The organism is uncultured Sulfitobacter sp. (genome assembly GCF_947500075.1).
In the GTDB taxonomy this organism is placed as follows: Bacteria; Pseudomonadota; Alphaproteobacteria; order Rhodobacterales; family Rhodobacteraceae; genus Sulfitobacter.
The window spans coordinates 254583-273434 of record NZ_CANMQS010000004.1 but is presented as its reverse complement, the minus strand read 5'-3'; the positions used below and the strand labels follow the sequence as shown (position 1 = coordinate 273434).

The 18852-nt window shown below is 62.3% G+C and carries 17 protein-coding genes; 7 read left to right on the top strand and 10 right to left on the bottom strand.

Annotated features, from left to right (window positions below; genetic code table 11):
* Positions 1-311 precede the first annotated feature (311 nt).
* A complete protein-coding gene (locus Q1A91_RS14220; protein ID WP_299878580.1) occupies positions 312-530 on the top strand; it encodes a DUF1127 domain-containing protein in 219 nt (72 codons plus the stop codon).
* A gap of 161 nt (positions 531-691) precedes the next feature.
* Here Q1A91_RS14220 and Q1A91_RS14215 read toward each other — a convergent pair whose 3' ends face one another.
* From Q1A91_RS14215 to Q1A91_RS14195, 5 genes are all read right to left on the bottom strand, one after another.
* Positions 692-1042, bottom strand: coding sequence for a hypothetical protein (locus Q1A91_RS14215; RefSeq protein ID WP_299878577.1), 351 nt, complete (start codon positions 1040-1042; stop codon positions 692-694).
* Between the two features lie 108 nt (positions 1043-1150).
* On the bottom strand, positions 1151-2023 hold the full coding sequence (locus Q1A91_RS14210) for a 50S ribosomal protein L11 methyltransferase (RefSeq protein ID WP_299878574.1): 873 nt from the start codon (positions 2021-2023) through the stop codon (positions 1151-1153).
* Complete coding sequence (locus tag Q1A91_RS14205; RefSeq protein ID WP_299878571.1) at positions 2023-3414, bottom strand: MATE family efflux transporter; 1392 nt, start codon at positions 3412-3414, stop codon at positions 2023-2025. The genes Q1A91_RS14210 and Q1A91_RS14205 overlap by 1 nt, the downstream gene beginning before the upstream one ends.
* Positions 3415-3418: 4 nt before the next feature.
* Positions 3419-4651 (bottom strand): MFS transporter, encoded by a 1233-nt coding sequence (locus tag Q1A91_RS14200; protein WP_299878568.1) that lies wholly within the window; start codon positions 4649-4651, stop codon positions 3419-3421.
* An 80-nt stretch (positions 4652-4731) separates the two neighbouring features.
* The gene (locus Q1A91_RS14195) at positions 4732-5853 is read right to left on the bottom strand and encodes an FAD-binding oxidoreductase (RefSeq protein WP_299878565.1); all 1122 of its coding nucleotides are present in this window, start codon (positions 5851-5853) and stop codon (positions 4732-4734) included.
* Between the two features lie 97 nt (positions 5854-5950).
* On the opposite strand from Q1A91_RS14195, the gene Q1A91_RS14190 reads away from it, so the two are divergent.
* Entirely contained in the window at positions 5951-7276 is a 1326-nt protein-coding gene (locus Q1A91_RS14190) for a cytochrome c peroxidase (protein ID WP_299878562.1), read from the top strand.
* A 138-nt stretch (positions 7277-7414) separates the two neighbouring features.
* Here the strand turns inward: Q1A91_RS14190 and Q1A91_RS14185 are convergent, their stop codons facing one another.
* Together Q1A91_RS14185 and Q1A91_RS14180 are read right to left on the bottom strand one after the other, a co-directional pair.
* Positions 7415-8839: a CRTAC1 family protein gene (locus tag Q1A91_RS14185; protein WP_299879451.1), complete on the bottom strand. Its 1425-nt coding sequence runs from the start codon at positions 8837-8839 to the stop codon at positions 7415-7417.
* 56 nt (positions 8840-8895) lie between these two features.
* Entirely contained in the window at positions 8896-10104 is a 1209-nt protein-coding gene (locus Q1A91_RS14180) for an ROK family protein (protein ID WP_299879448.1), read from the bottom strand.
* A 266-nt stretch (positions 10105-10370) separates the two neighbouring features.
* On the opposite strand from Q1A91_RS14180, the gene xylF reads away from it, so the two are divergent.
* The 5 genes from xylF (at position 10371) to Q1A91_RS14155 (ending at position 15331) form a co-directional block, all read left to right on the top strand.
* Complete coding sequence (gene xylF, locus Q1A91_RS14175) at positions 10371-11411, top strand: D-xylose ABC transporter substrate-binding protein (RefSeq protein WP_299878561.1); 1041 nt, start codon at positions 10371-10373, stop codon at positions 11409-11411.
* Positions 11412-11512: 101 nt separating this feature from the next.
* Positions 11513-12811, top strand: coding sequence for a sugar ABC transporter permease (locus tag Q1A91_RS14170; RefSeq protein WP_299878558.1), 1299 nt, complete (start codon positions 11513-11515; stop codon positions 12809-12811).
* Complete coding sequence (locus Q1A91_RS14165; RefSeq protein WP_299878555.1) at positions 12811-13566, top strand: ATP-binding cassette domain-containing protein; 756 nt, start codon at positions 12811-12813, stop codon at positions 13564-13566. The genes Q1A91_RS14170 and Q1A91_RS14165 overlap by 1 nt, the downstream gene beginning before the upstream one ends.
* Positions 13563-15002, top strand: a complete 1440-nt coding sequence (gene xylB / locus Q1A91_RS14160; protein ID WP_299878552.1) for a xylulokinase — start codon at positions 13563-13565, stop codon at positions 15000-15002. The genes Q1A91_RS14165 and xylB overlap by 4 nt, the downstream gene beginning before the upstream one ends.
* A 77-nt stretch (positions 15003-15079) precedes the next feature.
* On the top strand, positions 15080-15331 hold the full coding sequence (locus Q1A91_RS14155) for a DUF1289 domain-containing protein (RefSeq protein ID WP_299878549.1): 252 nt from the start codon (positions 15080-15082) through the stop codon (positions 15329-15331).
* 63 nt (positions 15332-15394) lie between these two features.
* Here Q1A91_RS14155 and Q1A91_RS14150 read toward each other — a convergent pair whose 3' ends face one another.
* The 3 genes from Q1A91_RS14150 to Q1A91_RS14140 all read right to left on the bottom strand — a co-directional run bounded on the left by Q1A91_RS14150 (position 15395) and on the right by Q1A91_RS14140 (position 18851).
* Positions 15395-15865 (bottom strand): DNA starvation/stationary phase protection protein, encoded by a 471-nt coding sequence (locus tag Q1A91_RS14150; RefSeq protein WP_299878546.1) that lies wholly within the window; start codon positions 15863-15865, stop codon positions 15395-15397.
* A 115-nt stretch (positions 15866-15980) separates the two neighbouring features.
* Positions 15981-16328: a hypothetical protein gene (locus Q1A91_RS14145; RefSeq protein WP_299878543.1), complete on the bottom strand. Its 348-nt coding sequence runs from the start codon at positions 16326-16328 to the stop codon at positions 15981-15983.
* 153 nt (positions 16329-16481) lie between these two features.
* Positions 16482-18851: an aldehyde dehydrogenase family protein gene (locus tag Q1A91_RS14140; RefSeq protein ID WP_299878539.1), complete on the bottom strand. Its 2370-nt coding sequence runs from the start codon at positions 18849-18851 to the stop codon at positions 16482-16484.
* Position 18852: the final 1 nt, after the last annotated feature.

Here is an 18852-nt window from a genome sequence, read left to right as displayed (position 1 = left end):
TTGATGCACTAGCACGAAAGGCGAACATCCGACAAACAAAAAGGCGTGGAAACTGTTTTGAGCGAATTGCGACATCGCCCATGTCGCAAATGCTGCACATGCAACATCCGCGCCTTCGAAAGCGCTAAAAACGACATTCATTGTGGCCAATAAGTGTATAATTTACGGCAGGTTAACTCTTTTTTTCAGCCATGCAGAAATTGCATATCACATTTGCAATTCGGGCCATTGCCGAACGGTCCGATGCCCCCTATCTGCCCATCACGACGTTGGACAGACCAACACCACACTCAAACAGAAGGACGGCTCACATGGCAGCTTTTGACACCACCCGCACCACATACGGCTCCGCAAGTGCCGTATCCAAATTCGGCTCTTTCCTGGCCTCGCTCGTCACCGCAGTTGTGGCATGGCGCGACGCCGCGATGACCCGTAAGGCCCTCAACAGCCTCACAGACCGTGAGCTGGAAGACATCGGCCTGCTGCGCAGCGACGTAGACAACGTCGCCAAGTCGCACTTTATCCGCTAACCCTGCGGATCGCCCCTGGCAGAAGCCGGGGGCACAGGCACAAAGCCGGGGGCAAGACACAGCAAAAGCCGCGCCTGAGAGATCAGAGCGCGGCTTTCTCATGTCCGTGTCCGGACATGCTTGGGCGTCAGACCTCCCCCCAGAGGTCCGACAGGGAGAACTTATCGCAGGATCGGGCCTGCCAGATCGGCCAGCTTCTGGGTGATCGGATCAACACCCAGAACAAATGCCCCGGCCTGTTCAATCACGGTGCCCTCTTTCATGCCAGCAAGGCGATCGCCGTATGCGTCGGGGCCGGATGCCGCCAGCATGAAGGCTTTGAAAGCGAAAAAGCCAAGTGCCACCAGCAAAAGGAATGTAATTCCGGAGGTGCTGCGGGCGCGGCGTGCTTTTGGTGTGACGGTGATCAGGCCGTCTTTGCCCACTTTCGTGGTATACCCATGAGTCATTTGCTCATGTTTGCGCCCCAGCTTGCCCAGGCGCTTGGTAAAGTGATCGTGTGTCTCAACCATGACAGACTCTCGTAACAAACGGCCCCCACCGCTGTTGAGCCTTGTTTGGAACACAAATGTGGCAATTTCTGGGCAAATGCCTCAAATAGACCTTAAAAGCCCTTCAAATCAGGTATTTCTTTGCAGGGCGAGTGTCGTCCAGTCGACAATGCTTTCCCGGTGCACAAGATTGATGCCAGATCGTGCATAAACCTCCACCACATTGTCGGCTTGTTCGTTGAGAATCCCTGATAGAATCGCATAACCGCCCGGTTGCAGGGCCTGCGCCATGTCCGGTGCAAGGGCCACAAGCGGTCCTTTGAGGATATTGGCAAAGACCAGATCAAAGGGGGCGGCCTGCGCCAGCGTTGGGTGGTCAAAGCCTGCGGCTTCGACACAGGTCACCCTTCCGTCCAGCGCATTGGCGGTCACGTTGGCTTTTGCAACGTCCACAGCCACCTCATCAATGTCGCTGGCCAGCACCGGAGCGTCCCAGATGCGCGCGGCGGCCATGGCCAGCACCGCGGTGCCACAGCCGATGTCGACAACCCTGCGGCCAATGAAGCCGTCCGTGGCCAGCCGGTCCAGCGCGCGCAGGCACCCCAGCGTCGTGCCGTGGTGCCCGGTGCCAAAGGCCATGGCGGCTTCGATCAGCAGGGGTTCGGCATCTGCGGGGACTTTGTCGGCATCATGGCTGCCGTAGACAAAGAACCGACCCGCAGCCACCGGTGACAATTCGCGGCGCACGTGAGCGACCCAGTCGGTTTCGGGCAGTTCGGACACGGTGAAGGGTTTGGCCCCCATCGCGGCGGCCAGCAGCGCCAGTGCGCCGACGTCGGGGCTTTCCTCAAAATACCCGCCGACTTCCCACAGGCCGGAGCCGTCTTCCATCTCGAACACGCCGATGCCGGTGGGGGGTGGGTCCATCCGCTCCATCGCGTCGCCGAGTTTGTAGGCGGGGTCGCGCCCCTCAAGGGTGGTGAGAGCGGTGAAAGTGGGCATCAGCGTATCCTGTGTCTGTCGGGGTTCGGGTAGGGCCGTGGGCGGTCAGGGTCAAGCGTGACCGGCGGGGTGGCGCGCAGCCCTGCCACATAGGACCAACCCCAGAGTGCGGCCAGCGTGCCCATCAGCGCGCCTGCCAGTGCCTGACCGTAGATCACGCCGGTTGCACCAAAGATCGGCGCAAGCCAGACCGCAGCGGGCCAGCTTACCGCCGCATCCTTGAGCCAGTTCACCAGGGTCGACCGTCCCGGCTTGCCCAGATTGTTGAACGCCGCGTTGGAGACAAAGAGCGCGCCCACGAAGATAAAACCGCCCACACCGACAAGGGTGAAGGCGCGCAGCACCTCTGCCCCTTGCGGCGGCAGTCCGAAGATCTGAATGATGAAGGGTGTTGCCAGCAACAGCAGCCCCCATGCCACAACGGTATAGACCCCGCAGAACACCAGCGCATCACGGTAGGTGCTGCGCACCCGGTCGATCTGGCCCGCGCCGAAGTTCTGGCCGAAGATCCCGCCAATAGCGCCCGACAGCGCAAAGATGCCGCCAAAGACCACCACGGTCAGCCGCCCGACGACGGCCCAAGCCGCCACCGCCTCATCCCCGAATGCCGCCATCACGCCCGTCAGCAGGTAGTTCCCCACAGGTGTGGACATCTGGGTGGCGATGGCGGGGCCTGCCACGGCCATGAAGGGCCACAGGATGCGGCGGAAGGTGCGCAGGCGGGGGCGTTCGACCAGCTGCATCTGGATGATGGCGAAATAGATGCCCAAGCCCATCAGCGCAAAGCGGAACAGCACCAGCCCGATGGCCGCGCCGTCCAGCCCCCAGCCGAACCCGAAGATCAGAATGGGGTCTATGATCAGCAGCACCAGACCGGACAGGAGCGTGATGTACATCGCCTTCGCGCCATAGCCATCCGCCCGCAGCGCGCCGGAACAGAGCATCCCGCAGGACATCACCACCAGCGAAGGGATCGTGATTGCCAGATACCGTGCGGCAAGGCGCGCGGTTTCGCCCGTGGCGCCTGCCATTTCCACAAGATCATGTCGGAAGCTCACGATCAGCAGCGCCACGACCGCCTGAATGGAGGCCGCAATCACAATCCCTGCCCCGGCTTGCCTGCGGGCCATTGCCCGCTCTCCCTGCCCGATGCTGCGGGAGATCAGGGCGGTCGCGGCAATCATCAGACCCACGCCGACGGAAACCGAAAAGAACTGGATCGCATAGGCAAAGCCGATGGCGGCCACAAGCTGCGGGTCGCCCAGTTGTGCAATCCACAGAAGGTTCGCGGCATCGACCAGAAAGACGAAGGTGATCCCCATGGCCCCTGTCGCGGTCATCCGCACCACATGTCCCATGGTGCTGCCGGTCAGGAACCTGCCCTCTGCCACCGGGCTATTCCGCGGCCTGGGGGATGGGTCTGGCGAAGATCGTCTCATTCCCCGGCGCGGGATGGCGGGGGATCATCATGGCAAGGCAGAAGGAGGTGGCAGCCATGGCGGCGGCCAGCAGGAACACCGCCGCCGGAGATGCCAGCCACAACAACCCCAGCCCAAACGGCAAAAACACTGCCGCGATATGGTTGATGGTGAAGGCCACCGCGGCAGTCGGCGCAATGTCCGCCGGATCAGCGATTTTCTGGAAGTAGGTTTTCAGCGCGAGGGCCAGGGCGAAAAAGATATGGTCTAGGATATAAAGCGCCGATCCGACCAATACTCCCCAGCTCATATAATAAACGCCACCGTAGCATAGGAACACGACAACCAGCCCAATGTACTCAAACCCCAGCGCGCGGCGTTCGCCAAAATAACTGACCGCGCGACCCATCAGCGGCGCACAGATGATGTTGGCCACTAGTGTAATGAGAAGAAGCGCCGTGATCTCATCCACCTCAAACCCAAACTTTTCCACCATCATGAAAGCTGCAAAAACCACAAAAATCTGTCGCCGCGCCCCCGCCATGAACTGCATCGCATAATAAAGCCAGTAGCGGCGGCGCAGGATCATACGTTTGTTCTGTGGTGTAGGTGCTTCGAATTGCGGATAGGCGACCATCGCAAAAAGCGCGATCAGCACTGTTGTGCCGCCCGCCATCAGATAGACGAGGTTATAGGACAGATCGAAGGCCTTCCATGTGCCGATAATCAAGATGTAGGCCAGCATCGTCGCCAGCGACCCTGCCGCCATCAGCCAGCCGATCATACGCGGGGCGTCCTCAATCTTCAGCCATTGCAGTTGCAGGGACTGGTTGACCGTCTCGTAATAGTGAAAGCCGATGGAGCTGAGCATCGTCAGCGTCAGAATACCGCCCATTTGCGGAAACCATGCAGTGATTGCCGTGGCCGCCCCCAGCAGAACAAGCGACACCAGCCCCAGCACCTGCTCACGCATAAACATGAGGATAGCGATCACGCCAATGGCCAAGAAACCAGGAATCTCGCGGATTGTGTGCAGCAAGCCGATATCGGACCCATCGAAATCCGCCATTTCCGTCACGAAGTTGTTCAGCAAAGCCGACCAGACGTTGAAAGCAATCGGCATCGCCATTGCCATCAGGAACAGCAAAGCAACCGGACGGCGCCAGAAGGGGAGGCTTTTTGCCTCTTCAAGAGTAACGAATTGAGCCATGCCCCAGCCTTACGCCTGTGCCATGCAAAAGACGAGGGCCGAGGTGCACATTGGTCTGCGCGTTTTTGCAGGGGTTGCGGTCAGGGCAATCCGGGGCGGCTGCGAGAGAGGGCTTGGGGCGTGACACCTTCGGCGGCGATGTCGTCGGGCAGTGGTTCGCCCCGTACCAAGGCGGCAGCGGCGCGGGCCAGAGCCGGGGCGGTCTGGATGCCGTAACCGCCCTGTCCTGCCAGCCAGAAGAACCCCTCAGCCTGCGGGTCAAAACCGGCCAGCGGGTCGCCATCGGGCAGGAAACTGCGCAGGCCCGCCCATTTGTGGTCGATGCGGCGGATGGGCAGATCGAAGGCGGTTTCGATCCGGTCGACGCAGATCGCCACGTCCATTTCCTCCGGCTGGGCATCGCAGGGGGCAGAGGGTGTGGCATCCGCCGGAGAGATCAGCAGCTGGCCTGCTTCGGGTTTGAGGTAGAAGGATTCCTCGGCGTCCACGACCAGCGGGAGGGAGGCGACGTCGGTGCCCTTTGGGGGTGCCACGATCAGGGCGGTGCGGCGTTTGGGGGTGAGGTCAGCGGGGGGCAGGCCTGCTTTGATGGCGATGGTGTCAGCCCATGCGCCTGCTGCGTTGATGATGGTGGGGGCGGTGAATGTGCCCTGGGGCGTGGTGACCTGCCAGTTTCCCCCATGCTGGTTGAGGGCGGTCACCTCTGCCTTGCAGTGCAACACACCACCCTGTGCGCGCAGGCCCGCAAGGAAGTGCTGGTGCAGGCGTCCGACGTCGATGTCAGCGGCGGTGGCGTCGTGCAGGCCTGCGGCGCAATAGCCGGGGCGGAGGAGCGGGACAGCCTCTTCCACCGCATCGGTGGTCATCGGCGTGACGGCGGTGCCGAGGTCTGTTTGCAGCGCAGTGAGTGCCTGGGTCTGGTCATCGCGGGCGACAAAGACAACGCCACGGGGGGAGAGGAAGCTGTCTGTGCCATCTGGTGGTTGATTGAAGAACGCGCCCGAGGCCCGCGTCAGGGCACGGATCACGGGCGGGCCGTAGGCGATGGTATAGAGCGCGGCGGAGCGCCCTGTCGTGTGGTAGCCCGGCTGCGCTTCGCGCTCCAGCAGCAGCACGCGGCGGTGGGGGGCGAGTTCCGCTGCGACAGAGGCCCCGGCGATGCCTGCGCCGATCACGATGATGTCGTATGGTGTGTCTGTCATGGCCGCCCCTTTTGGCGCGACAGTATCAAAGCAGAAACCGTTGGAAAGGGGCTCGTTTGCGTTTGCCCTGCTCTGTCAGTTTGTTAGCGTCGGGGCGATGAAATGGATGCTCTCCCTCTTTGCGGCGCTGGCGCTGCCACTGGCGGTATTGGCCGATCCCCTGCCCGCGCCGTTGACGGATGCGGATTTCCTGCCTGTGGACCCGGAGGAAGCCGCATTGGGGCGGCTGTTGTTTTACGATCCGATCCTGTCGGGCAACCGCACTGTGTCCTGCGCGACCTGCCACCATCCGGCGTTTGGGACCGGGGATGGTGTGTCACTGTCGATCGGGGATGGCGGCATTGGCATGGGGCTTGCGCGGCGTCCTGATCCGGAGAACCCGCCCGAGAAGCGCATTCCGCGCAACGCACCTGCGCTGTTCAATCTGGGCGCGCGGCAGATGACGGTGCTGTTTCACGACGGGCGGCTGGAAGTTGATCCGGCACAACCCGGCGGCATCCGTACGCCGATGGATGCGGATATGGTGAGCGGTTTTGCCTCTGCCCTGTCGGCGCAGACGATGTTTCCGGTGCTGAGCCGGGATGAGATGGCGGGGTCCTGGAAGGAGAACGACGTGGCACGGGCGGTGCGGCAGGGAGTGATCACCGGGCCCGGTGGCGCCTGGGATTTGCTGTCCCGGCGGGTGGCAGGCGTGCCTGCCTATGCGCAGGCGTTTGAAGCCACCTATGATCATGTGCGCGGGCCAGAGGACATTGCGTTTACCGATATCTCCAACGCGATTGCGGCGTTTATGGCGTTTGAATGGCGCTCTGACACGGCGCCCTTTGATGCGGTGTTGCGCGGGGAGGCAACGCTGGACGGCGAAGCGGCCCGTGGCATGGCGTTGTTCTATGGGGATGCGGGATGCAGCGGCTGCCACAGCGGGGCGCTTTTGACCGACAACAGCTTTCACGCGATGGGCGCGCCACAGATCGGGCCGGGGAAAGCAGCGACGTTTGAGACGCACCAGCGCGACACGGGACGGTTTCGGGTGACGGGTGATCCGGCGGATCTGTTTGCCTTTCGCACGCCCTCTTTGCGCAATGTCGCAGTGACGGGGCCGTATGGGCATGCGGGTGCGCATCGGGACTTGGCGCGGTTTGTGGCCGATCATGCGGCCCCTCGGGCCGGGTTGGCGGCATATGATCCGGCGCAGGCTGTCCTGGCAGGCGCCATGGCGGCGGATTTTGCGGTGATGCGCGACAGGACGGAGGTTGCGGCGATTGCGGCGGCGATTGGTCGGGTGGACCAGCCGCTTGCGGCGGATGAGGTGGCCGCAATCGTGGCGTTTCTGGAGACACTGACGGATCCGGCGAGCGTGGCGGGGCGGCTTGGTGTGCCTGAGACCGTGCCGAGTGGGCTGGTTGTGGAGAAGGTGCCTTAGGCGGCGCGTTTGTGGCGTCTGAGGTGCAGGGATATTTTTGGCCAAAAAGAGGGGGCGGACGGTGACCTTGTGGCTTGTGCTGGTGTGTGAGGGGAGCGGTGCAGGCAACGGGTGGAGAAGGGGTGAGCGTTACTCGGGCTACGGCTTTTGCAGGAGACGGGTTTGATTGGCCCGGATGTTGTGGGTGGAGAGGCTGCCATCTGGCCAGGTGACTGTAATCTCTGCTGCGGGGGCTGCGCCGAGGCCGATGTGCAGGGGCAGAAGGTGGCCACCCGCATGGCCGCCGCCGATGATGCGTTGCAGGGTTTGGGTGTGCTGTGCGGTCGTGACAGTGATGGTGGCGCCGATGGCGTCGCGGTTGCCGCCCGGCTGGCGCAGGCCAACCTTGAGCCAGTTGCCGGTGTCTTGCGTCACATTGCGGTAGAGCATCAGCGGCGCGCGGCGGTTGGTCACGATCAGGTCGAGGCGTCCGTCGCCATCGAAATCCGCGAGCGCTGCGCCACGTGACCGCTCCATTGCCGCGACGCCTGCGCTGGCGGCGCGTTCGACAAAGAGGCCATCGGGGGTTTGCATCAGCAGGTTGTTGGGGTCACGGGTGGCCATGCCGGGCATCTGGTCCACGTTGCCTTTGGCGATGAAGAGATCGGCGCGGCCGTCGTTGTCGATGTCGCCAAATTCCGCGTGCCAGCCGGTGGAGGGGCGGCCATCGCCGCCCACATGCGGGCGTTGGGCGTAGGTGCCGATGCTGAAAGGCGCGCCTGTATATGTGCCGTCGGGCCCTGCGATCTGCAACAGCTGGTCGCCCATGGAGGTCAGCATCACTTCATCCCGGCCATCGCCGGTGATGTCGCGGCTGGCGATGCCCATGCCCCAGAGGGAGACGTTTTGCCAGCCGTCCTGCGCGCCAAGAAAACGGCGGCTGGCGATGTCCCACATCTGTTCATGCCCGCCGGAGACATAGTAGTGGCGGTCGTTCGACAGGCGCAGGCGCCGGGTGCCGGAGGCATCACGCGCAGCGAGGATCGACAGGGCGCAATAGCCGGGGGTGAGGGGCTGGGCGGTGTAGCTTTCCCCTGTGGGGCGCAGGATCACGTTGTGATCACAGGCTTCAAAGGGGCCGTCCGGGTCATCGCGGTCGACATAGTTGCCCACGGCCATGACGGGGCGGGCATCGTCCTCCCACCAGGCGGTGAAAGCGGTGCTCCACTGGTCGTGCCGGGGCAGGCCCCAGGAGGCGGTGGCGTCCTCAAACCGGCAGTCGCCGGTGCCACGCAAGACCACGTTTGGGCCGACCCGCAGGACAAAGAGGTCACGATGGCCATCGGCATCCATGTCGATCGGATAGGCGCCTGTGACCCCGATCAACAGCGGGAGGGGCACTTGGGTAAAGGCGAAATCACCGTCGTTGCGGATCATGCGGGCAGGTGCGCTGCCGCCGGCGGCGAAGATGTCCGGGCGCGCGTCCCCGTTGCAGTCAAACACCGCCACACCGCCGCCGACAAAATGGGTCCAGCCGCCTTCGTACTGGTGCAGCGGCAGCGCCTGCGACATGTCCTGAAACATCGGATCAGCCGCAGTGTTGCTTCCCACAAGGCAAGCCAGAAGCGCGCAAAACCGCCTCACGCAGAAGACGCCTCTCCTGCCAGCAGGGTGTCGGTGAGGGCGGACAAGGCCAGCGCGGTGGCACCGCGCGCCCAGACCAGATCGCCACAGGGATGGATCGCGACTTCGCAGGGTTTGCGCCCTTCGGAGAGGGTCATTTCCTGCATCTCTTCCATGATCTCGGAGGCAAAGAGATTGCCGTGCTGCATCCGTTCGCCCGACAGGATGATCAGTTCGGGATCAAAGAGTTGCACCACATTCGACAGGCCCAGCGACAGATACCGCCCCGCCCGGCGGAAGATGGTGCGCGCTGCGGTCTGGCCTGCTTCGGCTTCGGCCAGCAGCACCTCAAGCACGTCCTGACGGCTGTGGCTTTCGTCAAAGGCAAAATCCAGCGCGGTGGCGGCTTCGCGGGTGAGGGCGTAATCGGCCAGATAGGCTTCCAGACACCCGCGCTGGCCACAGCGGCAGAGCGCGCCGTCCAGTTGCACCTTGGTATGGCCCAGTTCCAACCCCATGCCATGGGCCCCGCGGTAGAGGCAATTGTCCAGCACCAGCCCCATGCCGACCCCGTTTTCGATGGTCACAACGGCAAAGTCGGACATCGCGCGGCCGGCACCAAACCACAGTTCTGCCAGGGTCAGCATGTTGGCGTCGTTGTCGATGTAGACAGGTATGTTCAGCGCCTCAGCAAAGGCCCCGACCAGATTTTCGTCGCGGTTTTGCAGGAGCGAGGACCACATCACCAGTCCGGAGACGGGATCAATGATCCCAGGCATGCCGATCCCGACCGCCTGGACCTGATGGCGTTCCATATCGTTCTGCCACAGCAAACGGTCGATCAGCGCCACGATTTCGGACATCAGATCCGGCAGGGACAGGCGTTTGTCGGACGCTGGCAGGGAAAGATCGGCAATCATTTCTCCGGCAAAGTTGGTCAGCACGGCGGTGTGGGTCTTGTAGGACAGTTTGAGGCCGATCACATGTGCGGCTTCCGGCACCACGGCCAAGGCAACGGGCGGGCGGCCCCTGCCCTGCTCGCGCGGTGTGCCGACGACTTCGCGCAGGAAACCTGCCGCGATCAGATCCGCCGTCAGCGTGGTGGCGGACCCCGCAGAGATGTCGAGCGCGCGGGTGATGTCCGCCCGCGCGGCTTGTCCATTGGCGCGGACGTATTCGAACACCCGTTGGCGGAGTCCCCCCTTGCCTGCACGCGGTGCTTGCAAAAGCGGGCCGTAGCCTTCAGCCTGCGCGGGTGGTGTTGGAGCCGTACCGTCCAAATTATTTAATCCCTAAATTAAAAATCATGGATTTCATCGTGATTTCCGGTTTCATGGTAGGTTATGGGCGGAATTTCCACCTGACCAGAGAAATATTTGGCCATTTCTGATTTTTTTATTTTGACAACTGAAAAAAATAGAGCAGATTGGGTGCATGAGTCCACATGACTCGCCCCGGCACGCAGAGGTCGGGCTTATCCAGGGAGGATCTTATGTATAAGAATCTATTCGCAGCCGCCGCGACGGCTGTCAGCGTCGGCTTTGGCTCCATCGCCATGGCAGATGGCCATTCCGTTTCCGTCGGCGTCAGTTGGTCCAACTTTCAGGAAGAGCGTTGGAAGACAGATGAAGCGGCGATCAAGGCCGCGTTGGAAGCCGCAGGTGCGACCTATGTGTCGGCGGATGCGCAGTCTTCTTCGGCCAAGCAGTTGTCAGATGTTGAAAGCCTGATTGCACAGGGTGTTGATGCGCTGATCATCCTCGCGCAGGACAGTGCCGCGATTGGCCCGGCTGTGGATGCGGCGGCTGCCGAAGGTATTCCGGTTGTGGGCTATGACCGCCTGATCGAAGACAACCGCGCGTTCTACCTGACGTTCGACAACGTCGAAGTGGGCCGGATGCAGGCGCGTGCCGTGTTGGCCGCCCAGCCCACCGGCAACTACGTGATGATCAAAGGCTCCCCCACCGACCCGAACGCAGATTTCCTGCGCGGTGGTCAGCAGGAAGTGTTGCAGGCGGCGATTGACGCGGGCGACATCACCATCGTGGACGAAGCCTATACCGATGGCTGGCTGCCTGCGAATGCGCAGCGCAACATGGAGCAGATCCTGACCGCCAACGACAACAAGGTCGATGCGGTTGTGGCCTCCAACGACGGTACGGCAGGTGGCGCGGTTGCGGCACTGACCGCACAGGGCATGGAAGGCATCCCGGTCTCCGGTCAGGACGGCGATCACGCCGCACTGAACCGTGTCGCATTGGGCACGCAGACTGTATCCGTGTGGAAAGACGCACGGGAATTGGGCAAGGCGGCGGGCGAGATTGCCGTTGCCATGGCCAAGAACGATGGCGATATGTCCGCTGTTGAGGGCGCGCAGTCCTGGACCTCCCCTGCGGGGACGGAAATGACAGCTGTGTTCCTGGCCCCCGTGCCTGTCACCAAAGACAATCTGACGGCTGTGGTCGATGCAGGTTGGATCACCCAAGAGAAACTGTGCCAGGGCGTGACCAACGGTCCCGCGCCTTGTAACTGATTTCCTCCCTGCTCCGGCCTGCTGTTGTGCGGGCCGGAGCGCTTTTTCCTTGTACGCACGCGGCATTGCCGCCTCACGCTTCCCTCGCGAGGACACCCCCCATGTCAGACACATCCACCGCTACAGACGCCCCAGCTGCGCGCCGCAGCTTCTGGCAGGCGCTTGATCTGGACACCCGCCTGCTGGGCATGATCGGTGCCTTTGTGCTGGTGGCGCTGGTGTTCAACGTGCTGACCGACGGGCGTTTTCTGACCCCGCGGAACATCTTTAACCTGACGATCCAGACCGTATCCGTGGCCATCATGGCCACCGGCATGGTGTTTGTGATCGTGACCCGCCATATCGACCTGTCCGTGGGCGCGCTGCTGGCGACCTGCACTGCCGTGATGGCGATGACGCAGACATCCTTTTTGCCGAATGTACTTGGGTTGGAGCTGGGCCATCCGATGATCCCGTGGATCACCATGCTCGTGGGCCTTGTAACCGGCGCGATCATCGGGGGATTTCAGGGCTATCTGATCGGCTATCAGGCGATCCCGGCCTTTATCGTGACCCTTGGCGGGTTGCTGATCTGGCGCAACGTGGCCTGGCACCTGACCGATGGGCAGACGATCGGACCACTGAACGAAACCTACATGCTGCTGGGTGGCATCAACGGCACGCTGGGGGTGTTCTGGAGCTGGGCGTTGGGGCTGGCAGCCGCCGTGGCCGCAGCCGTGGGTCTGATGTCCGCCCGGCGCACCAAGGTCAGCCACGGCTTTCCGGTGAAACCCCTCTGGGCCGAAGGCGCGATCATTGCGATTGTGGTCGCGGCCATCCTTGGGTTCGTGGCAATTCTCAACGCCTATGCTGTCCCCGAACGTGTTGTCGCGCGGGACTTTGAGCGTTGGGGCTGCGACGCGGCAGAAGGTTGCACGGCAGCCTATGGTATCCCCTATTCCGTGCTGCTGTTGATCGCTGTGGCCATCATCATGACTGTCATTGCCCAACGGACGCGGCTGGGGCGCTATATCTTTGCGACGGGCGGCAACCCGGATGCGGCGGAATTGTCAGGCGTGAACACCAAGCTGCTGACGGTAAAGATTTTCGCCATGGTGGGTATGCTCTGTGCGCTGGGGGGCATCGTGGCCTCTGCCCGGCTGGGGTATCACACAAACGACATTGGCGTGCTGGACGAATTGCGGGTGATCGCGGCTGCGGTGATTGGTGGGACGGCATTGTCCGGGGGCATCGGCACGATCTATGGCGCGATCTTCGGGGCGCTGATCATGCAGTCGCTGCAATCGGGCATGGCGATGGTGGGGGTCGATGCGCCTTATCAGAACATCGTGGTGGGTCTTGTGCTGGTTCTGGCCGTGTGGATCGACATTCAGTATAGAAAACTGACAGGAGCGAAGTGATGAACACCGGAACCCCTCTTGTTGAGATGAAGGACGTCTCCATCGCCTTTGGTGGCGTGAAGGCCGTCGATCACGTGAGTATTGAGCTTTACCCCGGTGAAGTTGTTGGCCTTCTGGGCCACAACGGTGCGGGCAAATCGACACTGATCAAGATGCTCTCGGGTGCTTATAAGATGGACAGCGGGCAGATCCTGATCAACGGGAAAGAGGCGCGGATCACCACGCCACGTGACGCGCGCGACCATAACATTGAGACGATCTATCAGACGCTGGCGTTGGCCGATAACCTTGATGCGGCCTCGAACCTGTTTTTGGGCCGGGAGTTGACCACGCGGCTCGGCTTCGTGGATGATGCCACGATGGAGGCGGAGACGCGCAAGATCATGGCGCGGCTGAACCCGAACTTCAAAAAGCTGAAAGAGCCGGTGTCGGCCCTGTCAGGGGGGCAGCGGCAATCGGTGGCGATTGCGCGGGCGGTCTATTTCAACGCGCAGATCCTGATCATGGATGAACCCACAGCGGCGCTGGGGGTGCATGAGACCGCGATGGTGGCGGAGCTCATTCAGGAGTTGAAAAAGCAGGGCCTTGGCATCTTCCTGATCAGCCATGACACGCGCGAGATGATGGACCTGTGTGACCGGGTGGCCGTCATGAAAAACGGCAAGATGGTCGGTTCGGAACGGGTCGAAGACGTGACGGAGGATGACATTCTGTCGATGATCATTCTGGGCAAGAACCCCAAGGCCGCCGCGTGAGTTTTATCGGGCTGGATCTGGGGACATCGTCGCTCAAGGCGATTGTTCTGGATGACGCCCAAAACGTGCTGGCGGAACACCGCGTGGCGTTGACGGTGCAGCGGCCCCATGATGGGTGGTCCGAACAGGACCCGCAAAGCTGGTGCGATGCCACGATGGAGGCGCTGCGGGCGCTGGCGGCACAGGTGGACATCGCAGCGATCGAAGGGATCGGGCTGGCAGGCCATCAGCATGGCGCGACGCTGATTGGCGTAGATGACAGGCCGCTCAGACCGTGCATGTTGTGGAATGACACGCGGGCGCATGCAGAGGCTGCGGCCATGGACGCGATGGCGGATTTTCGTCAGATCACGGGCAATATCATCTTTGCAGGCTTCACCGCACCCAAGGTCGAATGGGTGCGGCTGAATGAGCCTGATGTGTTTGAGAAAACAGCCAAAATCCTGCTGCCCAAGGATTATCTGCGGCTGTTCCTGAGCGGGGAACATGTGTCGGAGATGTCTGATGCCTCCGGCAAAGGCTGGTTGGACATCGGGGCGCGGGACTGGTCGGACAGGTTGCTGGCGCATAGTCATCTGAGCCGGGATCATATGCCAAGATTGGTAGAGGGCAGTGCCGTATCGGCCATGCTGCGCGCCGATCTGGCGGCTGAGCTGGGGATGCGGCAGGTGCCGATTGCGGGGGGTGCGGGCGACAATGCGGCGGCGGCCATGGGTGCGGGTGTGGTGACCGATGGCACGGCGTTTCTGTCGCTGGGCACGTCAGGGGTCCTTTTTGCCTCCAACGCCAGCTTTCGCCCGCAGGCGGAGACGGCGGTGCATACCTTCTGTCATGCGGCACCGAATACGTGGCACCAGATGGGTGTGATCCTTGCGGCGACGGACGCCCTGGAGTGGCTGGCGCGGCTGACGGGCCAGACGGCGGCGGCGCTGACGGCGGATCTGGGCGAGGTCACGGCCCCGCAGCGGACGTTGTTCCTCCCCTATCTGGGAGGGGAACGCACGCCGATCAACGATCCCAGGATGCGCGGGCAGTTCCTGCATCTGGATCATGCGACCGACGCCAAGGCGGCGGCGCGGGCGGTGATGCAGGGGGTGTGTTTTGCCTTTGCCGATTGCCGCGATGCGTTGGCGGCAACGGGCACGACGATTGAGACGGCGCTGGCCTTGGGTGGCGGGTCACAGTCAGCCCATTGGCTGTCGATGATGGCCAGCACGCTGGGGATCACGCTGACGGTGCCAAAGGCCGGGGATTATGGTGCAGCGCTGGGTGCAGCGCGGTTGGGGATGCTGGCGGCGACGGGTGCGGCGGTTGCAGATGTCGCAACGCCGCCACCCGTGGCCCATGCACACGCCCCCGACGCTGCCCTGCGCGCAGCGATGGAGGCGGGCCATGCCCGTTATCGCGCGGCCTATCAGGCGTTGAAAAACATGTAACCTGCGGCGTGCTGTCCCTTTGACATTGCGCGGGTGCGGGCCCACTTCCTTGGTGATTGTTTGCAGGATTCACCCCCATGCCCAAGACGCCAAGCCCTTGTATTGACGTGTGTAAATACAAACGCGAGGGCCATTGTATTGGCTGCGCGATGACCAAGGCGCAAAAGCAGATTTTCAAATCCCTGAAAAAGGAAAGCCACAGGCAGGGATTTGTGCAGATGCTGACGGCACAGCAGGCGCAACTGGGCAAATACGACCATTGGACCCGCGCCTATCTCAAGAAGCTGAAAAAGCGCAAGATTGTGCCGTTTGATTTCTTGCAGGATTAGGGTCTGTTGACGCAAAAGACCCGCCGTTTCGGGCGGGCCTCTATTGAGCCGTAGCGCGTTGCGTTACGCCAGATGCGACCGCAGGAACCACGCGAATTTCTCATGCTCCTGCCCGCGCGCGATGCACAGGTCTTCGGTCAGGGTATCGCCATGTACGGCGGCAATCTCTCCCGCGCCCGCAAGGGTCGCGGCGAGGGTTTCCTGCGCGACCATCATCGCCTTGATCATCTCCTGATCCTTGGCGTGGCCGTCATGCTCGCTCACTTTGGAGCGTGCGATCATGCCTGCCAACGTGCCTTCGGCATGGCCTTGCAACGCCTTGATACGTTCGGCCAGATCGTCCTGGGCGATAAAGTGATCCTCATAGATCTTCTGGAACAGGTCATGCAGCGGGCCGAAGGCCATGCCGGTCACGTTCCAGTGGAAATTCTGCGCCAGCATGGTGGTCACGGCGGTTTCTGCGACGGATTGGTTCAGCGCCTCAACAATCTGGGTCTGGGCGTCAGTGGAAAGGGCGGCGGCGGTCTGAGTCATCGTATGCTCTCCTTTAAAAGTGAATGCTGGCTGGCTGAGAACGTGCTGGCTTGCACGCAATACATAAGGCACCGATCAGATTTGCCAAGATGTTTTTAGAATAATTCTAAAAGCTCTATCTGCGCATCAAACCGCGCGCCAGAAACCCGATGGCGCGGCGGTGTTCGAAGGGGACGCGGCTGTTGATGAGGAAAGTGAAGCTGGCATCATCCTCCGCCTGCGCGGCCCGCAAGGCGGAGGTGAGCCAGGCTTCGTCGAACGACAGTTCAGGCACGCCCGGTCGGAAGAATACCGGCGCTGCGCCCCATGCCTGTGTCAGGCACCGCACGAAGGCGTCGGCAAAGACCGGTCGCGTCTCTTTCGGGGTGGTCGACAGCAGCGCGCAGGCTTTGAACACATCCGTGCGCGCCGCAGACCGGCACGAGAGGGCGGCCATGCGCACGTCCGCAAGGATGTCCAACATCTGCGCGGGCACCTGTTGGGTTGGGCGCGGGCGGGACAGAGGGGTTTGGCGGAGGGCTGAGAGCATGAAAAGGCCATTGGCTTGGGTACCTGACAATATTAATCAGGAAATACGGTCTTTTCAAGTCTGTGATCTGCGGTTTGGCCCCTGCCTCTATGCGCCGTAAGGCACCCAGATGCTTTTGGTCTGGGTGGCGGCGCGCAGGTATACCTCGCCTTCGGCCACGGCGTTGTTGTGCCAGTCCACCTGCCGACCATAATCCACAAAGCAGCGTTTGAGATTGCCGATGGAGTGTTCCTCCACCAGTGTTGACAATTCCGGCGCGCCAAAGGCCCAGACCGCGTCGACGTCGTTGTGTTTGGCAAGGGTGTCGGCCAGCGACATGGCATCCCCGGTCACGATGTTCAGCACCCCGGCGGGCACGTCGGAGGTTTCCATGACCTGGTAAAAATCCGTCGCCGACAGCGGATGCGCGGCACTTGGGACCGCCACCACCCGGTTGCCCGTGGCGATCAGCGGGGCGACCATACTGACGAAGCCCAGCAAGGGCGCTTCATCCGGGCAGATCACGCCGACCACACCCAGCGCTTCGGGGATCGCCAGTGCCACGCCCTGCATGGGGGGCAGATGCACGGCACCTTCCCATTTGTCAGCCCAAGCGCCGTAGGTGAAGAAACGGTCGATAGCGGAGTCGACTTCGGCGCGTGCCTTGGCAGCGCTTGCGCCTGTCATCTCCCTGATCCGGCTGGCGAATTCGTCTGCGCGGCCTGAGAGGTTTTCACCCAGATAGTAGAGGATCTGCGCGCGGTTATGGGCGGTCTTCTGGCCCCAGCTTTTGGCACCGCGCGCCGCTTCAACCGCGTTGCGGATGTCCTTGCGGTTGCCGTCGCCAACTTCGCCCAGCTTGTCGCCTTTGGGGGACTGGACGGGGATGGAGTAGTTCCCATCGGGACGCGCTTGTTTGCCGCCGATAAACAGCTTCGGCGTGCGGTCGATTGCTTCCAGTTTCAACCCGCCGGAGGGTGTCGGCCGCGTCAGCGGCTTGCGCATGGGCAGCTTGGCCCACGCTTTGGGTTTGAGGTAGCCGTAGCAGCCTTCCTTCCCCCCTTCCCGGCCATAGCCGCTTTCCTTCACGCCGCCAAAGCCCACGGCGGCGTCCATCACGTTGGTGGTGTTGACCCAGACGATCCCGGCTTCCACAGAGGCGGCGACATCCATCGCCTGAGAGATCGTCTCGCTCCAGATACTTGCGGACAGGCCGTAGCGGGAGTGATTGGCCAGTTGCACCGCTTCATCAAAGGTGCGGAAGGTCATGGAGACGACGACGGGGCCGAACACCTCATCACAGGCGACTTCGGCTGTGGGTTGCACGTCGGTGAGCAGCGTTGGCGGGTAGAAGCTGCCGCCCTCGGGCATGTCCATGTCGGGCTGGAACAGGGTCGCGCCTGCCTTGACGGCGGCGTCGACCATGCCGCTGACGCGGGCGTGTTGATCGGGGGACACGAGGCTGCCCAGATCAATGCACTTGTCCATCGGGTTGCCCATCCGCAGTTTGGCCATGCGGGCGCGCAGGCGGGTGTGGAAATCCTCCGCCACGCCTTCCTGCACCAGAATGCGGGAGCCTGCGCAACAGACCTGCCCCTGGTTGAACCAGATCGCATCGACCACCCCTTCGACAGCGGCATCCAGATCAGCGTCGTCGAAGACGATGAAGGGCGATTTGCCCCCCAGTTCCAGCGTCAGCGATTTGCCGGAGCCTGCGGTGGCTTTGCGGATCTCCTTGCCCACGGCCGTCGAGCCAGTGAAGGCGACCTTGTCGATGCCGTCATGTTCCACGATGAGCGCGCCGGTTTTGCCGTCGCCGGTGACGATGTTCAGCACGCCATCAGGCAGTCCTGCGGCCTGCGCCAGTTCCGCGAAGAGGAGTGCGGTGACGCTGGTGTTTTCAGCAGGTTTCAGCACCACCGTATTGCCCAGTGCCAATGCAGGCGCAAGTTTCCATGACAGCATCAGGAAGGGGAAGTTCCAGGGGATCACCTGACCGACAACGCCCAGGGGGTCATGGTCGGGGAAGGTCGTTTCCTGAAGCTGCGCCCAGCCTGCGTGGTGGTAGAAATGGCGCGCGGCCAGTGGGATATCAATGTCGCGGGTTTCACGAATGGGTTTGCCGTTGTCCAGCGCCTCCACCACCGCGATCAGGCGCGCGTTGCGTTGGATCAGACGGGCAAGCGCGTAGAGTTTGCGGGCGCGCGCAGGACCGCCCATCGCCGCCCATGCCGGTTGCGCTTTGGCAGCGGCCTTCACGGCGGCATCCACATCCGCCTTGCCGCCTTGGGACACTTTGCCCAGCAGCGCCCCTGTGGCGGGCTCCACGCTGTCGAACAGCTTCGCGGGTTTGGTGAAACCGCCGTTGATGTAATGCCCAAACCCCTTGGCGTGGGTTCTCAGCCATGCGCGGGCCTCTGCATCACTCTCTGGGGCGGGGCCATAGTCCATGGTGTCGAAATACTCTGATACGCTCATG

Bases quoted from the DNA above. Each gene is read 5' to 3' on its own strand.
- Q1A91_RS14220 (WP_299878580.1), top strand. From the start codon at position 312: ATGGCAGCTTTTGACACCACCCGCACCACATACGGCTCCGCAAGTGCC.
- Q1A91_RS14215 (WP_299878577.1), bottom strand. From the start codon at position 1,042: ATGGTTGAGACACACGATCACTTTACCAAGCGCCTGGGCAAGCTGGGG.
- Q1A91_RS14210 (WP_299878574.1), bottom strand. From the start codon at position 2,023: ATGCCCACTTTCACCGCTCTCACCACCCTTGAGGGGCGCGACCCCGCC.
- Q1A91_RS14200 (WP_299878568.1), bottom strand. From the start codon at position 4,651: ATGGCTCAATTCGTTACTCTTGAAGAGGCAAAAAGCCTCCCCTTCTGG.
- Q1A91_RS14195 (WP_299878565.1), bottom strand. From the start codon at position 5,853: ATGACAGACACACCATACGACATCATCGTGATCGGCGCAGGCATCGCC.
- Q1A91_RS14190 (WP_299878562.1), top strand. From the start codon at position 5,951: ATGAAATGGATGCTCTCCCTCTTTGCGGCGCTGGCGCTGCCACTGGCG.
- Q1A91_RS14185 (WP_299879451.1), bottom strand. From the start codon at position 8,839: ATGTTTCAGGACATGTCGCAGGCGCTGCCGCTGCACCAGTACGAAGGC.
- xylF (WP_299878561.1), top strand. From the start codon at position 10,371: ATGTATAAGAATCTATTCGCAGCCGCCGCGACGGCTGTCAGCGTCGGC.
- Q1A91_RS14170 (WP_299878558.1), top strand. From the start codon at position 11,513: ATGTCAGACACATCCACCGCTACAGACGCCCCAGCTGCGCGCCGCAGC.
- Q1A91_RS14165 (WP_299878555.1), top strand. From the start codon at position 12,811: ATGAACACCGGAACCCCTCTTGTTGAGATGAAGGACGTCTCCATCGCC.
- Q1A91_RS14155 (WP_299878549.1), top strand. From the start codon at position 15,080: ATGCCCAAGACGCCAAGCCCTTGTATTGACGTGTGTAAATACAAACGC.
- Q1A91_RS14150 (WP_299878546.1), bottom strand. From the start codon at position 15,865: ATGACTCAGACCGCCGCCGCCCTTTCCACTGACGCCCAGACCCAGATT.
- Q1A91_RS14145 (WP_299878543.1), bottom strand. From the start codon at position 16,328: ATGTTGGACATCCTTGCGGACGTGCGCATGGCCGCCCTCTCGTGCCGG.
- Q1A91_RS14140 (WP_299878539.1), bottom strand. From the start codon at position 18,851: ATGAGCGTATCAGAGTATTTCGACACCATGGACTATGGCCCCGCCCCA.